This is a genomic window from Arthrobacter sp. TJ-58 (assembly GCF_058269295.1).
The window spans coordinates 475,024-489,353 of sequence record NZ_JBZCNM010000003.1; the positions used below are offsets into that span (position 1 = coordinate 475,024).

Genomic DNA, 14,330 nt, shown 5'->3' on the forward strand with positions numbered 1-14,330 from the left:
TGATGCCTTACCCGTGTTGCCTCAGGCATGATGCCTTAGGGGAGTGATTTCAAGCGCGGGCGGCGACGATGATCTCGCGGCTGGATTGCGGGTCCAGCGGCCCGCCGTTCCAGTCGCCGTACCAGTCCACCGGTCCGAAGCCCGCCTCCTGCAGCAGTCGCGCGAGGACGTCGGCCGGTGTGAACTTCAGGGTGCTGCGGCTGGCGAAGCGCTCGCCGTCGGCCAGGAAACGGGTGCGGTCCTCGAAGGTGACCAGGACGCCGTCGGGCTCCTCCGTGACGGAAATCAGTTCCCATTCCACTTCCAGCGTTCCCGCGGAGGATTCCTGCAGTTTCGGTCCCGTGCTGGCGCTGTCCCACTGAAGCCACGCCTTCGCAGCCGGGTTCCGGGTTTCAAAATAAAAGGTTCCCCCGGGGGCCAGCCGGGCATGCACCGCTTGGAGCGAGGCGAGGATCCCGGCTTCGGAGAGCAGGCACTGAAATGCGTGCCCGGTCATCAGCGCTGCATCAAAGGGACCCGCCGGCAGATTCTCGGCGGTTCCGTGCAGCCACGTGACCAGTTCCCCGCCGTCACGTGACCGCGCGGCATCCAGCATCCCCGGTGCCGGATCAATGCCGGTCACCGCATGCCCGGCCCGGGCCAGTTCCACGGCAAAGCTGCCGGTGCCGCAGCCAACGTCGGCAATCCGCAGCGGCCCGCGCTGTTCACTGAGCGCGCCGAGCATGCCGGCATAAAAGTCGATGTCCCAGCGGCCGGCATTGTCCTCGTCGTAGAGCGCCACCAGACGGGGCTCGTTGTAGTGCGCATCAACCATTCGTGTCCCCGGTCCTGTTCGGCGCACCGCTCCTGAGGGCAGGCTGCGACTGTTGGTGTTCCGCAATGCTAGCCGGAATGCGGCGCCCCGATGGTGTGCAGCAGGGTGTGCAGCGATTCGTCCACCAGCCGGTAGCGGTGCTCACGGCCCACTTTCTCCACCACCGCCCATTCCCGGTCCCGCAGCGGGCGCAGCGATTGGCTCACCACCGTCTGTGACACCCCGGCCGCGGCGGCCAGCCGGGTCACCGAGATCTCCGGGCTGAAGTGCAGGCACAGCAACAGCTTGAGCCGGGTGGGATCGGACACCAGATCAAAACGGGCGGCCCACCCCTGCACATCAACGGCTCCGGGCACGTCCTCCACGGCGTCCACGGCAGCACCGGCCGGCAAGGGTTCCATACCTCGGAATCCTCGCAGAGCCCCGGCACGGCGCACAACCGGTTCCGGGGCAAGGAACGCAATTGGTGAATTGGTGCCGTGGACGGGCGGAAAGGATGGTGCCCGCCCAGACGCTGATTCATCATTGTCTGCACAGGCATGCATACGTCGACGGGAAGCCATCATGGTAGAAACCAGGTTCCGGAAACTGTCCCTAACGGCAGCCGCAGCCCTGCTGCTGGCGGCGTCGGCCGGCTGCGTAACGGCCCCGGAGAACTCCACGGACAGTGCCGCCCTGGTCCTTGCGGATGCAAACGAACTCGGCCGGTTCAACCCGGTGGGCGGCCACGGGGATAGCGGACAGTCGCAAATCTATGACGGACTCCTGCGGCTGGCGCCCGCGGACGGATCCTCCTCCCTGCCCGGCCTCGTTCCGTGGCTGGCCACCGACATGCCGCAGAGCAACGCCGACGGCACCCAGTGGACCGCCAGCATCCGCGACGGGGTGAAGTTCAGCGACGGCACCGCCCTGGACGCCGATGATGTTGCTGCCACATATCAGGCCGTCATCGACCCGGGCTCGGCGTCCGAGCTGGCCCCTTCCTACGACATGCTTCAGGAGGTCACCGCCGGCCCGGACGGAACCGTCACGTTCACCCTGAAGTATCCGTATGCGGGGTTTGCCAGCCGGCTGCTGCTGGGCATCGCGCCGTCGGAGCGGCTGACGCCAGGCCTCGCAGCGGAATCACCCCTGAACTCCGACCCGGTGGGAACAGGCCCCTATACTGTCACGTCGCTGCGCGCGGATGAGATGGTCCTGCGCGCCAATGAGGACTACTGGAACGGTGCGCCGGAGGTAAAGACGGTAACCATCATCCATGTGCCCGACGACAACTCGCGGGCCCAGCGGCTTCAGTCGGGGGAGATCGACGGAACCGTCCTGCCGCCGCGGCTCGCCGCCGACTATGAAGACAAACCGGGGTATTTGCACGAGGCTGTGGGCACCGCTGATTGGCGTGGGCTGTCCCTGCCGTCCGGCAACGCCTTCGCCAGTGACCCCCAGGCCGTCATGGCAATGAATCTGGCTGTTGACCGGGCGGGCATTGTGGAGCACGTGCTGGATGGCCGCGGTACTCCCGCGCACACACCGGTGGCAGCGGTTTACGGAGAAGCGTACGATCCGCAGGCCGAGTTTGCCTCCGACCCGGAGGCGGCCGCGGCGCTCCTCGATGAGGCAGGCTGGGTCACGGGCGAGGACGGAGTGCGGGCCAGGGACGGTGTCCGGGCAGCCTTTGAACTGGCCTACAACGCGAGTGACACCCTCCGCCGGGACCTGTCTCTGGCGTTTGCCTCGGACATGTCCAAACTCGGGGTGGATGTCACGCTTCTGGGCACGGACTGGAGTGTCATCGAGGAACGGCGCAACGACGTCGCAATCCTGCTGGGCGGCGGCGACAAACCCTATGATTTGGATTCGCAGCTGTTCGAGACCCTGCATACGGCGCTGCCGGGCTCCGGCTCACCGTTTGCCAACCCGGGCAATACCGGCAGCACCGCGATGGATACCCATCTGGAGGCGGCCCGGAAGAGCCCGGATCCCGCCGAACGCACCGCCCACTATCTGGCGGTCCAGGACCTGTACATGCAAGAGCCCGGCTACGTCATGCTGGCCTTCATCGACCATAACTACATCCAGCGGGAGATGGGCTGGCAGAACGTCCAGACCGTCCTGGAACCGCATGCCCACGACGTCGGGTGGGGCTTCTGGTGGAGCCTGCGCGACTGGACCCGGGACTAGCGCGTGCCTGCGGAAGCTCAGCTGCCCGCACGGCGGTCACGCCGGCGGCGCGCGGAGCTCGGAACCATCATTTTCCGGCGCTGCGCCCTGGGGCTGCCGGTTGTTCTGGGTGTGAGCCTGCTGGTTTTCCTGCTGGCCGGAATCTCGCCCTTCGATCCGCTTGCCGCCTACTTGGGGGACCGCTATGTCCAGGCCACGGTGGAACAGAGAGCGGAGCTCTCGGCAGCCCTCAGCCTGGAAACCCCCTGGTACTCCGCCTGGTGGCAGTGGATAGGTTCGGCTCTCACCGGTGACCTTGGACAGTCAAGAGTCTTCCGGCAGCCGGTGACAGCGGTCGTGTCCGAGCGGCTGCCCTGGACACTGCTGGTTGCCGGAGCAGGACTGTTCCTCGCGATGGTCAGCTCGCTCCTGATGGCCATGCAGTGCGCCCGCCGTCCGGGCGGACTGCTGGACCGGGGCGTGGGTGCTGCGGCCGCCGTCCTCCAGGGGCTGCCTCCGTTTGTCATTTCACTGGGTCTGCTGGGAGTCTTCGCCGTGGCCGCCGGATGGCTGCCCGGCGGCGGGCTGACGGATCCCGGGGCCGAGCTCAGCGCCGGACAGCTGGCCCGGCACATGGTGCTGCCCGTGCTGGCCACAGCGTTGTCGCAGCTGCCCTGGCTGCTGCTGTCCCTGCGCGTTTCCGTGACCGGGATCCTGGGCTCCGATGCGGTGCGCGGTGCCCGCCTGCGCGGGTTGCGCGAGAGGACGGTGATCCGCAACCATGTGCTGCCGGCAGCGCTGGCGCCTTTCATCGCTGTGCTCGGATCGCGGCTTCCCGAAGTGATTGTTGGGGCTGTGCTGGTTGAGACGGTGTTTTCCTGGCCTGGACTGGCCGCGGCAGTGGTGTCTTCGGCGCAGGCACTGGACTTTGCCCTGCTGGCGGCCCTCACGGTGATGACCACCGTTGCCGTGCTGGCAGCAGCCCTGCTCACGGACCTCCTGTACGTGCTGATCGATCCGAGGGTGACCGCCGATGTCTAGTTCCAAAGTTTCCAGCCATCACCTCGGACCGGTCCTGCGCCAGGTGGTTTCCCCGGAGCGCAGCCGTGCCGGCAAGCGCACGGGTGCACTCATCGGCGCGGCCGTGCTGGTGTGCATTGCTGCCTATGCAGTGTTGGTTCCCCTGCTGGCCGGCACGGACCAAAAGCTGACCGATTTCAGCTCCGGCCGCCTGCCGCCGTCGTCCTCCCACCTGTTCGGAACAGACCACGCCGGCCGTGACCTGTTTGTCCGGCTGGCCTCAGGGCTGCGGATCTCGCTCCTCATTGCTGCAGTCTGCGCCGTGCTCGCGATGGGCCTGGGAATGCTCGCGGGCTCCGTCTCCGCGGCGCTCGGCGGCCGGGCAGACCGAATCATCATGCGGTGTATCGACGCGGTCAACGCTGTTCCGCATCTGCTGCTGGGGGTGGTCATCGTGGCAATGTTCAGGGGGTCGGTCATCGCCATCATTGCCTCCATCGCTCTGACGCACTGGACCCAGGTTGCAAGGATCGTCCGGGCGGAGGTCCTGTCCGTGCGCGGCCTTGAATATGTGGAAGCGTCCTATCTTCTGGGCAGGACGCGTGCCCAGGTCCTTCGGCGGCATTTCCTGCCTGCGGCGCTGGGGCAGGGAACGGTGGCCACGGTGATGCTCCTGCCGCATGCCATCTGGCATGAGTCCACCCTCTCCTTCCTGGGACTTGGTCTCTCCCCGGACCGGGCGTCCCTGGGCACACTGCTGCAGGAAGCCCAGGCCGAGGTGATGCTGGGCGGATGGTGGGCCCTGGTGTTCCCCGCGCTGCTCCTCGTCGTTACGACCCTGGCAATTGCCGCCTGCGGGTCCGGAGTGGTGTCCGGAACGGGAGGCCGGTCGTGAGCGTCGCCATTCGGGCCGAAGGACACACTGTTCGAATACCGGTCACTGTTCGGGGAAGGGCAGCATGGGTGCATGCTGCCACTGATGTTGCCTTCACTGCCTGCCGCGGCAGGATACATGCAGTTGTAGGGGAATCAGGCTGCGGCAAGACAACTCTGGCCGCTGCCGTCCTGGGCATGCTGCCGGCGGGTACGCAGGCCGGCGGCCGGCTGGAATACGTTGACCGTGACGGAACGGCCACTGCCCTGACCGGTGCTGGGCGTGCCGCGGCTGCCCGGACGGCCGCGCTTCGGGGCCGGAAAATCGGCTATGTTCCGCAGTCCGCAGCCACCTATCTCACGCCGGTTCGACGTGTTGGCGCGCAGTTGCGGGAGACGGTCAGCGAACTTCGGGGAAAAGCCACTGCGGAGGAGCTGCTGGACCGGGTTCACCTGGATGCGGCTGCTCTGGAGGCGTTTCCGCACGAACTGAGCGGCGGCATGCTGCAACGCGCCGCCCTTGCCTTCGCCCTCGCCGGGGACCCTGACGTACTGGTGGCGGATGAACCGATCTCCGGCCTGGACCCCGGCCTGGCGCAGCTCACCCTGGGACTGCTGCGCAGCACAGCGGACTCCGGGACCGCCGTCGTCCTGATCACGCATGACCTGCAGGCGCTCGCCGCTGAAGGCACCGCAGACGAGGTCTCCGTGATGTATGCAGGGCGGATCATCGAGACCGGCCCTGCCGCCCGGATCCTGACGGCGCCCGCGGAGCCGTACACCATTGATTTGCTCGCCGCCCTTCCGGCCAACGGGCTGCATCCAATGCGGGGACTGCCGCCGGAACTGACAAATCTTCCGCCGGACTACACCTACGCGGACCGGCTGCAGGCGGCGGAAGAACTGGAGACAGACCATGCCCGGTGAACTCAGTGCCGTAAAAGTGGGGTTCTCCTACGGCGGCAGGACGGTGCTGCAGAACGTGAGCCTGAGGATCCCCGCAGGCAGTCAGGTGGGGCTGACAGGGCCTTCGGGCAGCGGTAAGACAACCCTGGCCCGGGTACTGGCCGGCGTGCTGCCGCCGTCGGCGGGGCACGTCGCCTGCAACGGTGCGATTGTCCGTGGGGCGGGCGACGGCGGCATCGCCATGCTGTTTCAGTCCCCGCGCCGGTCCTGCAGTCCCCGGATGACACTGCGCGCCGTTATCGCGGAGGGCTTTTCCGGTGTCCGCCGTTCCGCGCGGCGCAGGGAGGTGCACGCGGGCGTGGCGCAGCTCGCGGGCAGGGTGCAGCTGACCGCTGACCTGTTGGACCGGTATCCCCACGAGGTTTCCGACGGCCAGCTCCAGCGGGCCTGCCTGGCCCGCGCCTTGGCCGCCAAACCTCACTACCTCATCTGTGACGAGGCGACTGCCATGCTTGATGCCGCCACAACTGCCGCTGTGGTCCGGACCATCGGTGAGGAAGTTGCTGCCCGCGGTCTTGGAGTCCTGGCGCTGAGCCATGACAGCCGGCTGCTGGATGCCTGGTGCGGGACCGTCACGCATCTGCCGTAACCGGTTCTGCGCGCAGAGTGGTCAGTGCTGCAGCAGGCCGGCGCTTCTGGGAAGTGTCCATAGCCGGATCCGCCCGATCGGAGCCGCTTTAAGCCCTGAGGAAAGCGGCGTTCTGCGGCCGGGAGTTCGGACGGGAGGGAGCGGATAATCTATGACACTGCTTGGCATTCAGGGACCAGGAGGAACCCCCATGACACGTAAAGCACCTGCCGCTCCGCGCAAAACCTCAACAGCTGCGGCCGCAACCGTTCCGGCTCCCAAGCGTGCCACCCCCGCTGATTTGGACAAGGCCCATTTTGAGCAGCTTCTGGACGAACGCATCGACTCTGCCCGGGAAAAGATCAGCCGTGTTGTGGCGGACATCCGCGAGGTAACCCTCGCCGCCAAGGACACTCCCGCCGACGACGAGCATGATCCCGAAGGATCCACCGTCTCCGTGGAACGCAACAATGAAATGGCCCTGCTCGCGGCAGCGGAAGCCTCGCTCATTGAACTCCTTGATGCGCGGGTCCGGCTGGACGAAGGCACCTATGGAGTCTGTGAGATGTGCGGCAATCCCATTCCGGCGGAACGCCTGGAAATCCGGCCCGAGGCCCGTTTCTGCGTTGCCTGCGCGGCGGCCGCGCGCCGCCGGTAGCCGGCTGTTGCCGGGGCTGCATGCGTGCCCGTTCGCCCCGGCGGCGTCCGGCGGCACGACCGGCATTAAGGAGCTGATTTCGGCGGCTAGAATCATCGTTGGAAATCAAGACCGACGCAAGGATTCGTACCACGCATGAGCATCACAATCCGGCAGGCTACCGAGGCAGACTTCGACGACATCCGCCGGATCACCCGTGACGCGTACCTCAGAGCCAACTTCATCGAGGCGGACAACCCCTACGTCAAGGATCTGGAAAACGTAGAGGACCGCGCCGCCAACGCGCTGGTCTGGGTTGCTGAACTGGACGGCAAGGTGGCAGCTTCGGCAGCCATTACTTTTGCAGGCCAGCCCTACACCGACATTGCGATCGAGGGCGAGCTGGAGTTCCGCATGCTGGCCGTGGATCCCGCATTGCAGCGCGGCGGCGTCGGCCGGGCCCTGGTTGCAGCCATCATTGACTACGCCCGCAGCCTTGACGGCATCCATGCCGTCAGCCTGACCAGCATGACGCCCATGACCGGTGCCCACGCGCTTTACAGGTCCATGGGCTTCAAGCGCGTTCCGGAACGCGACTGGGTTGTGCCGGATGAGGACATCCTCCTCTGGGTTTTCGTTTTGGAGCTCTGACCCGCACCTCGGCGCCTTCGGGCAAGGCAGTTGCGAGACCCCCATCCGTGCTTTCTGCGGGTGGGGGTTTTCCTGTGGCCTGCTCCGGGGTGCAGGGAGAATGGTCGGAGGGGCGCGACGACGGCGCTTCCCCTCCCGCGCGCTCCGAAAAACGGCACCACCAAACGCCGTAGACTGGAACGGATACCTTTTTATCCGAAAAAAGACGCATGGGAGACTCATGTCTGAGATCAATCGTGAGGCTGTGGCGCACCTGGCGCATCTGGCCCACATTGAGATGACCGAGGATGAACTGGCCAAAATGGCCGGCGAACTCGATGTCATTGTTGATTCGATCAAATCCGTTAGCGAAGTTGCCGGTGAGGACATCCCCGCCACTTCCCACCCCATCCCGCTGGTCAATGTGTTCCGCGAGGATGTTGTAGGGCAGACCCTGACCAATGAAGAAGCGCTCTCCGGTGCTCCCGACAATGCGGCCGGCCGCTTCAAGGTCCCTGCCATCCTGGATGAGGAGTAAAGACTTCCATGAATGAACTGATTACATCGAGCGCTGCCGTCCTGGCAGACAAGCTCGCCGCCGGCGAGGTATCCGCCGTCGAGGTCACGCAGGCCCACCTGGACCGCATCTCCGAGGTGGACGGCGCCGTCAATGCCTTCCTCCACGTGAACACCGACGAAGCGCTGCAGGTTGCGGCCGACGTCGACAAGGCGCGCGCCGCCGGCGAATCGCTGCACACCTTGGCCGGCGTGCCGATCGCCATCAAGGACCTCATTGTCACCAAGGGCCAGCCCACCACGGCCGGCTCCAAGATGCTTGAGGGCTGGATGAGCCCGTACGACGCCACGGTGATCACCCGGATCCGTGCCGCCCGCATGCCGATGCTCGGCAAGACCAACCTGGACGAATTCGCCATGGGTTCCTCCACCGAGCACTCCGCCTACGGCCCCACCCGCAACCCGTGGGACCTGGACCGCATCCCCGGTGGTTCCGGCGGCGGTTCCGCAGCCGCCGTCGCCGCCTTCGAGGCTCCGCTGGCGCTGGGCACCGACACCGGCGGATCCATCCGCCAGCCGGCCGCCGTCACCGGTTCCGTGGGCGTCAAGCCGACCTACGGCGGAGTTTCCCGCTACGGTGCCATTGCCATGGCCTCCTCGCTGGACCAGATCGGCCCGGTATCGCGCACCGTCCTGGACGCTGCACTGCTGCAGGAAGTCATCGGCGGACACGACCCCCGCGACTCCACGTCGCTGCCGGATCCCGTGGGCAACCTCGTGGAAGCTGCCCGCAACGGCAGCGTCGCCGGGATGCGCATCGGCATCGTCAAGGAACTGCAGGGCGAAGGCTACGAAGCGGGCGTCCTGGCCCGTTTCTCCGAATCCCTGGAACTGCTCAAGGATGCCGGCGCGGAAATCGTTGAGGTTTCCTGCCCCAACTTCAAGTACGCGCTGGGCGCCTACTACCTGATCATGCCGTCCGAGGCTTCCTCGAACCTGGCCAAGTACGACGGCGTCCGGTACGGCATGCGTGCCCTGCCCGCCGACGGTCCCATGACCATCGAACGGGTCATGGCCGCCACCCGCGCCGCCGGTTTCGGCGACGAGGTCAAGCGCCGCATCATTCTCGGCACCTACGCCCTGTCCGCCGGCTACTACGACGCCTACTACGGCTCGGCCCAGAAGGTGCGCACCCTGATCCAGCGCGACTTCAACGCCGCGTTCGCCAAGGCTGACGTGCTGATCTCCCCGACCTCGCCCAACACGGCGTTCAAGCTGGGGGAGAAGCTGGACGATCCGCTGGCCATGTACCTGAATGACGTTGCCACCATCCCGGCCAACATGGCCGGCGTTCCGGGCATCTCCATCCCCGGCGGCCTTGCTGACGGACTGCCCGTGGGCATCCAGTTCCTGGCTCCGGTCCGGGAAGATGCCCGCCTGTACCGCGCCGGTGCCGCTCTCGAGGCCCTGCTGGAAAAGAAGTGGGGCGGCCCGCTGCTGGCCTCTGCACCCGTACTCGGAGGAGTCAAGTAATGTCTGTGCACATCCAGGACGACACCCTGTCCTTCGAAGAGGCCATGGAGAAGTATGATCCGGTGCTCGGTTTTGAGGTCCATGTGGAGCTCAGCACCAACACCAAGATGTTCTCCGATGCGCCCAACGTCTTCGGCGACGAGCCCAACACCAACGTCACGCCGGTGTGCCTGGGCATGCCCGGCGTCCTGCCCGTGGTGAACAAGACCGCCGTGGAATACTCGATCCTGATCGGCCTGGCGCTGAACTGCAAGATCGCTGAATCCTGCACCTTCGCCCGGAAGCAGTACTTCTACCCGGACACGCCCAAGAACTTCCAGACCTCGCAGTACGAAGATCCGATTGCGTACGACGGCTACCTGGATATCGAGCTGGAAGACGGGACCGTGTTCCGCGTCGAGATCGAGCGCGCGCACATGGAGGAAGACGCCGGCAAGCTCACCCACATGGGCGGCGCGACCGGCCGCATCCAGGGCGCCGACTTCTCCCTGGTGGATTACAACCGCTCCGGCGTTCCGCTGGTGGAAATTGTCACCAAGCCCATTGAGGGTGCCGGTTCCCGTGCACCCGAACTGGCCAAGGCCTACGTGGCGGCAATCCGCGAGATCGTGAAGAACCTGGGCGTTTCCGACGCCAAGATGGAACGCGGCAACGTCCGCTGCGATGCCAACGTATCGCTGCGGCCGTACGGCCAGGAGAAGTTCGGCACGCGCTCGGAAACCAAGAACGTGAACTCGCTGCGCGCCGTCGAACGCGCCGTCCGCTTCGAGATCCAGCGCCACGCTGCCGTTCTGGACTCCGGCAACAAGATTGTCCAGGAGACCCGGCACTGGCATGAGGACACCCGCTCGACGACGTCGGGCCGGCCCAAGTCCGACGCCGATGACTACCGCTACTTCCCGGAGCCCGATCTGGTTCCCGTAGTCACCACGCCGGAATGGATCGAGGAGCTGCGCTCCCGCCTCCCCGAGCCGCCCGCCGAGCGCCGCAAGCGCCTGCAGGCGGACTGGGGCTACTCGGATGCCGAGTTCCGCGACGTCGTCAACGCCGGCGTCATGGACTCCATCGAGGAAACCGTCGCCGCCGGCGCCTCCGCACAGGTGGCCCGCAAGTGGTGGATGGGTGAAGTGTCCCGCCGCGCCAAGGAAGCCGAAGTGGATCCCACCGAGGTGGGCGTGACGCCCGAACTGATCGTGGAGCTTGACCGCCTCATCCAGGCGGGCAAGATCAACGACAAGCTGGCCCGCCAGGTCCTCGACGGCGTCCTCGCCGGCGAAGGCACCCCGGAGGAAGTCATCGACGCCCGCGGCCTCGCCGTGGTGTCCGACGACGGCCCCCTGCTCGAAGCCATCGATGCCGCCCTGGCAGCCCAGCCCGACGTTGCGGACAAGATCCGCGGCGGCAAGGTCCAGGCTGTCGGCGCCATTGTTGGCGGCGTCATGAAGGCCACCCGCGGGCAGGCCGACGCCGGCCGCGTCCGCGAGCTGATCCTGGAACGCCTCGGCGTGCAGGGCTAATCACCGCAGCGCCAACCGCCATCACATTGCCGGCTCCGGGATTCCCGGGGCCGGCAGTGCTTTAACCGGACGCCGCTTGGGAGCAGACGCCGGACTTGGACGGACTGTAGGGTTCTGGCATGGCCAACCATCCCGCGGCAGAAATCTTTGTGGATGCTGATCTGGTGCAGCGGCTGCTGCGCGAACAGCATCCCTCCCTGGCTGACGAGCCGCTGTTCCCGGTCGCCAACGGCTGGGACAACTACATTTTCCGGCTCGGAACCGACCACGCCGTTAGGCTTCCGCGGCGGGTCTCGGCAGCGCAGCTGGCGGCCAATGAGCAGCAGTGGCTCCCGGGACTGACCGGCAACCTCCCGGTGGCGACCTCAGCGCCCGTCCTGGCCGGCCGGCCCTCCGAAGCATTTCCCTGGCCCTGGAACATCACCCGCTGGTTCGACGGGGTGGAGGTTTCCCTGCAGCCGAGGGACCGAAACACGGCGCTGGCCCATCAGCTGGCAGGGTTCCTGAACGCTTTCCATCAGCCTGCCCCGCCGGGCTTTCCCTACAACGCGGTGCGGGGCGTACCCCTGGAGGAACGCAATGATGCGGTGAGGGACCGGCTGGCCAGCGGCATGGTGCCGCATGCGGCCCGGGTCCGTGAACTCTGGGAGGCCGGCCTCAAGCTCCCGGCCTGGCCAGGCCCGGCACTGTGGCTCCACGGTGACCTGCATCCGGCAAACCTCGTGGGCACGGCAGACGGCAGCACACTGCAGGCCGTCATCGATTTCGGCGACCTGACCGCCGGAGACCCGGCCACTGACCTCGCAGCGGCGTGGCTGGTCTTTGATCAAAACGGGCGCAGTGCCTTCCGGGCATCCCTGGGAAGCCAGTACGACGGCGATCCGTACGTCTGGGCCCGGGCGCAGGCCTGGGCTGTCTGCATGGCCTCAGCTCTGCTGTCCAACTCCGACGACCATCCGGGCATGTACCTGCTGGGCTCGGAGACCCTGATGGAGATCCTCACCGACGTGCCGGACTGGCTGTGACAGGGATATCCGGTCTGGATAAAAAGGAGAATGCGGTGGAGTGTGATGTTTTGGTGGTCGGCGGAGGAATCGCCGGGCTGTCGCTGGCCTCGGCACTGGCCGGCCGGACCGGCGTCCTGGTGGTGGAGGCGGAGGAGACGCTGGGGTTCCACACCTCGTCCCGTTCTGCGCGGCAGCTCATTCCCAGTTACGGCCCGCCGGTCATCCAGGACCTGACCATCCGGACCCTGGCGCTGATCCGGGCACTGGAAGTCCATTTGCCGGAGCCGGTCCTCACCCCGCGGAGTTTTGTCCTGGTGGGCAGCGAAGAAACCGTACGGGACCGGGCCAGCGGCCACATGCATCCCATCACGCCTGCGCAGCTGCAGGCGCTGGCCCCGGAGCTGAAGCAGGACCGCTTTCCCGCCGCCGGCCTGGATACCTCCTCCGTTGCCTGCAACACCGATGCGCTCATGGAGTACCACCGGGAGCGGATCCTGGACCGCGGCGGCAGCATCCGGACCGGTTCACCGGTTCACAGTGCTGTGTTCGAGGACGGTGTGTGGCGGACCGAGGCGGGACAGGCGAGCATCCGGTCCAGGACAGTCGTCAACGCCGCAGGGGCCTGGGCCGACGAGCTGGCAACCCTCTACGGTGCCCGGCCGCGCGGACTGCAGCCCTACCGCCGCACCGTCGCCGTCGTCGACGCCGAGAATCCGCCGGCCGACGGCGCTCCCATGGTGGCCGCTGCCGACGAGTCCTTCTATTACCGTCCCGAAGGAAGCCGGGTCCTGATTTCGCCGTCGGAGAGTGTTCCCAGTGATCCGATGGATGCCAAGCCGCTGCCCGATGACGTGGCCGCCCTCGTGGAGCTGGTCAATTCAGTCACGACGCTGGGCATTACCGGGGTGGCAAAATCCTGGACCGGGCTGCGGACCCAGGCCGCTGACGGCCTGCCCGTGGTGGGGTACGACGACGTCGTCCCGGGTTTCTTCTGGCTTGCGGGACAGGGCGGTTACGGGTTCCAAACTTCATCCGGAATTGCCGAACTTGGTGCTGCGCTCGTGCTCGGCCAGGGGCAGGATTCACCGGCTGCTGAAGCGCTCAGCCCGGCCCGGCTCACGTTATGACCAATATCACACTCACGGTTGTATAACGAATCGCTCCGGGCCGGTGGGAATGGTCTTTTTTTCGGGCCCGGGTGCCTAGAGTTGGAGAATAAACCCAGGCGGTTGTTCTCCTCTTTTTTGATCCGCCTTTTGCTTTGAAAGGTCTGTCCCAGTGCCAGATATATTGCCGCCACAGCTGGTTGGCGTGCAGCAGCGTTCCCTCTACATAAAAGCCCGAACCGTGCTCACTGTTATTTCCTGCCTATGGCTGCTGATGGCAATAACGGGGATCGGATTCTTTTCCGGCGGAACCACATCCCTGGCCTTTTCCCTGACCCTTCTTTACGGCACCGGCATCGCGCTGATCGTGGTGCTTGCGGCAATCTACCGGTACGTCCAGAAATTCCTGCTGCAGCGGGCTGAGCGAACCCAGGAGCACACAGCGGCGGTGGCACTTGTTGATACCGCCCGTTCCGCCACCCAGGAATTCCGGGCGGCCCTGCGGCCCCCGGCGGCAACGGGACGGTATGCCCCCGCGGTCCGCAATGTCGGTCCGGGAGTGCCGATGACCGACGCCGTGGCAGCGGCACGCAGGGCCGCCGTGGCAGAGTCCGTGGCCCAGGCTGTTGCTGCCGCCCAGGCGGCGGCAGTGCGCCCGCCCCTTCAGGAGAACCCTGAACCGAACAAACTTCAGCAGAAGAACCCTGAACCGAAGAAACCTCAGCAGAAGAGCCGCGAACAGAAGACCAGCGGCACGGCCGCTTCCGAACCGAAGGCGTCTGCGGCCAAGCGCCCCAGGCTGGTCCTGGCGTCCAGCAGCGCTCCGCAGGATGTCCAAAAAGTGCGTCAGGCACCCGGGTGCCAAAAAGCTTCCTGATCTGCGGGTTTACCCGCAGGATGGGCACTCAGGAAGTTGCCAGCTTTCCTACAGTTCCCGCCCAGCCGGTGTGACTACTGTTGGAGATACCTCATAAGGGTGCGAGTGA

General features: G+C 66.1%; 15 protein-coding genes. 13 read left to right on the forward strand and 2 right to left on the reverse strand.

Annotated elements, in window-relative coordinates:
* Positions 1-49 precede the first annotated feature (49 nt).
* Together AC4D2W_RS12505 and AC4D2W_RS12510 are read right to left on the reverse strand one after the other, a co-directional pair.
* On the reverse strand, positions 50-814 hold the full coding sequence (locus tag AC4D2W_RS12505) for a class I SAM-dependent methyltransferase (protein ID WP_490927228.1): 765 nt from the start codon (positions 812-814) through the stop codon (positions 50-52).
* A 68-nt stretch (positions 815-882) separates the two neighbouring features.
* Positions 883-1,215 carry an ArsR/SmtB family transcription factor gene (locus AC4D2W_RS12510; RefSeq protein WP_490927229.1) on the reverse strand — a complete coding sequence of 111 codons (333 nt, stop codon included), beginning with the start codon at positions 1,213-1,215 and terminating at the stop codon, positions 883-885.
* Positions 1,216-1,378: 163 nt separating this feature from the next.
* On the opposite strand from AC4D2W_RS12510, the gene AC4D2W_RS12515 reads away from it, so the two are divergent.
* From AC4D2W_RS12515 to AC4D2W_RS12575, 13 genes are all read left to right on the forward strand, one after another.
* Positions 1,379-2,992, forward strand: a complete 1,614-nt coding sequence (locus AC4D2W_RS12515) for an ABC transporter substrate-binding protein (protein ID WP_490927230.1) — start codon at positions 1,379-1,381, stop codon at positions 2,990-2,992.
* 3 nt (positions 2,993-2,995) lie between these two features.
* Complete coding sequence (locus AC4D2W_RS12520; protein ID WP_490927231.1) at positions 2,996-4,012, forward strand: ABC transporter permease; 1,017 nt, start codon at positions 2,996-2,998, stop codon at positions 4,010-4,012.
* Complete coding sequence (locus AC4D2W_RS12525; protein WP_490927232.1) at positions 4,005-4,886, forward strand: ABC transporter permease; 882 nt, start codon at positions 4,005-4,007, stop codon at positions 4,884-4,886. Before AC4D2W_RS12520 ends, AC4D2W_RS12525 begins: the two co-directional genes overlap by 8 nt.
* On the forward strand, positions 4,883-5,791 hold the full coding sequence (locus tag AC4D2W_RS12530) for an ATP-binding cassette domain-containing protein (protein WP_490927233.1): 909 nt from the start codon (positions 4,883-4,885) through the stop codon (positions 5,789-5,791). The genes AC4D2W_RS12525 and AC4D2W_RS12530 overlap by 4 nt, the downstream gene beginning before the upstream one ends.
* Positions 5,781-6,419, forward strand: coding sequence for an ABC transporter ATP-binding protein (locus tag AC4D2W_RS12535; RefSeq protein WP_490927234.1), 639 nt, complete (start codon positions 5,781-5,783; stop codon positions 6,417-6,419). The genes AC4D2W_RS12530 and AC4D2W_RS12535 overlap by 11 nt, the downstream gene beginning before the upstream one ends.
* A 190-nt stretch (positions 6,420-6,609) precedes the next feature.
* Entirely contained in the window at positions 6,610-7,056 is a 447-nt protein-coding gene (locus tag AC4D2W_RS12540) for a TraR/DksA family transcriptional regulator (RefSeq protein WP_490927235.1), read from the forward strand.
* Positions 7,057-7,191: 135 nt separating this feature from the next.
* The gene (locus AC4D2W_RS12545; RefSeq protein WP_490927236.1) at positions 7,192-7,686 is read left to right on the forward strand and encodes a GNAT family N-acetyltransferase; all 495 of its coding nucleotides are present in this window, start codon (positions 7,192-7,194) and stop codon (positions 7,684-7,686) included.
* 220 nt (positions 7,687-7,906) lie between these two features.
* Positions 7,907-8,203, forward strand: a complete 297-nt coding sequence (gene gatC, locus AC4D2W_RS12550; protein WP_210230431.1) for an Asp-tRNA(Asn)/Glu-tRNA(Gln) amidotransferase subunit GatC — start codon at positions 7,907-7,909, stop codon at positions 8,201-8,203.
* 8 nt (positions 8,204-8,211) lie between these two features.
* Positions 8,212-9,714, forward strand: a complete 1,503-nt coding sequence (gene gatA / locus AC4D2W_RS12555; protein ID WP_490927237.1) for an Asp-tRNA(Asn)/Glu-tRNA(Gln) amidotransferase subunit GatA — start codon at positions 8,212-8,214, stop codon at positions 9,712-9,714.
* Positions 9,714-11,231 (forward strand): Asp-tRNA(Asn)/Glu-tRNA(Gln) amidotransferase subunit GatB, encoded by a 1,518-nt coding sequence (gatB, locus tag AC4D2W_RS12560; RefSeq protein ID WP_490927238.1) that lies wholly within the window; start codon positions 9,714-9,716, stop codon positions 11,229-11,231. The genes gatA and gatB overlap by 1 nt, the downstream gene beginning before the upstream one ends.
* Positions 11,232-11,350: 119 nt before the next feature.
* A complete protein-coding gene (locus AC4D2W_RS12565; protein WP_490927239.1) occupies positions 11,351-12,256 on the forward strand; it encodes an aminoglycoside phosphotransferase family protein in 906 nt (301 codons plus the stop codon).
* 35 nt (positions 12,257-12,291) lie between these two features.
* The gene (locus AC4D2W_RS12570; protein WP_490927240.1) at positions 12,292-13,365 is read left to right on the forward strand and encodes an NAD(P)/FAD-dependent oxidoreductase; all 1,074 of its coding nucleotides are present in this window, start codon (positions 12,292-12,294) and stop codon (positions 13,363-13,365) included.
* Between the two features lie 220 nt (positions 13,366-13,585).
* Entirely contained in the window at positions 13,586-14,221 is a 636-nt protein-coding gene (locus AC4D2W_RS12575) for a hypothetical protein (protein WP_490927241.1), read from the forward strand.
* The last annotated feature ends 109 nt before the right edge of the window (positions 14,222-14,330 follow it).

What these genes read in the sequence shown, in the direction of transcription:
- AC4D2W_RS12535 (WP_490927234.1), top strand. Translation starts at nt 5,781, where the DNA reads ATGCCCGGTGAACTCAGTGCCGTAAAAGTGGGGTTCTCCTACGGCGGC.
- AC4D2W_RS12515 (WP_490927230.1), top strand. Translation starts at nt 1,379, where the DNA reads ATGGTAGAAACCAGGTTCCGGAAACTGTCCCTAACGGCAGCCGCAGCC.
- AC4D2W_RS12505 (WP_490927228.1), bottom strand. Translation starts at nt 814, where the DNA reads ATGGTTGATGCGCACTACAACGAGCCCCGTCTGGTGGCGCTCTACGAC.
- AC4D2W_RS12540 (WP_490927235.1), top strand. Translation starts at nt 6,610, where the DNA reads ATGACACGTAAAGCACCTGCCGCTCCGCGCAAAACCTCAACAGCTGCG.
- AC4D2W_RS12510 (WP_490927229.1), bottom strand. Translation starts at nt 1,215, where the DNA reads ATGGAACCCTTGCCGGCCGGTGCTGCCGTGGACGCCGTGGAGGACGTG.
- AC4D2W_RS12565 (WP_490927239.1), top strand. Translation starts at nt 11,351, where the DNA reads ATGGCCAACCATCCCGCGGCAGAAATCTTTGTGGATGCTGATCTGGTG.
- gatC (WP_210230431.1), top strand. Translation starts at nt 7,907, where the DNA reads ATGTCTGAGATCAATCGTGAGGCTGTGGCGCACCTGGCGCATCTGGCC.
- gatA (WP_490927237.1), top strand. Translation starts at nt 8,212, where the DNA reads ATGAATGAACTGATTACATCGAGCGCTGCCGTCCTGGCAGACAAGCTC.
- gatB (WP_490927238.1), top strand. Translation starts at nt 9,714, where the DNA reads ATGTCTGTGCACATCCAGGACGACACCCTGTCCTTCGAAGAGGCCATG.
- AC4D2W_RS12545 (WP_490927236.1), top strand. Translation starts at nt 7,192, where the DNA reads ATGAGCATCACAATCCGGCAGGCTACCGAGGCAGACTTCGACGACATC.
- AC4D2W_RS12525 (WP_490927232.1), top strand. Translation starts at nt 4,005, where the DNA reads ATGTCTAGTTCCAAAGTTTCCAGCCATCACCTCGGACCGGTCCTGCGC.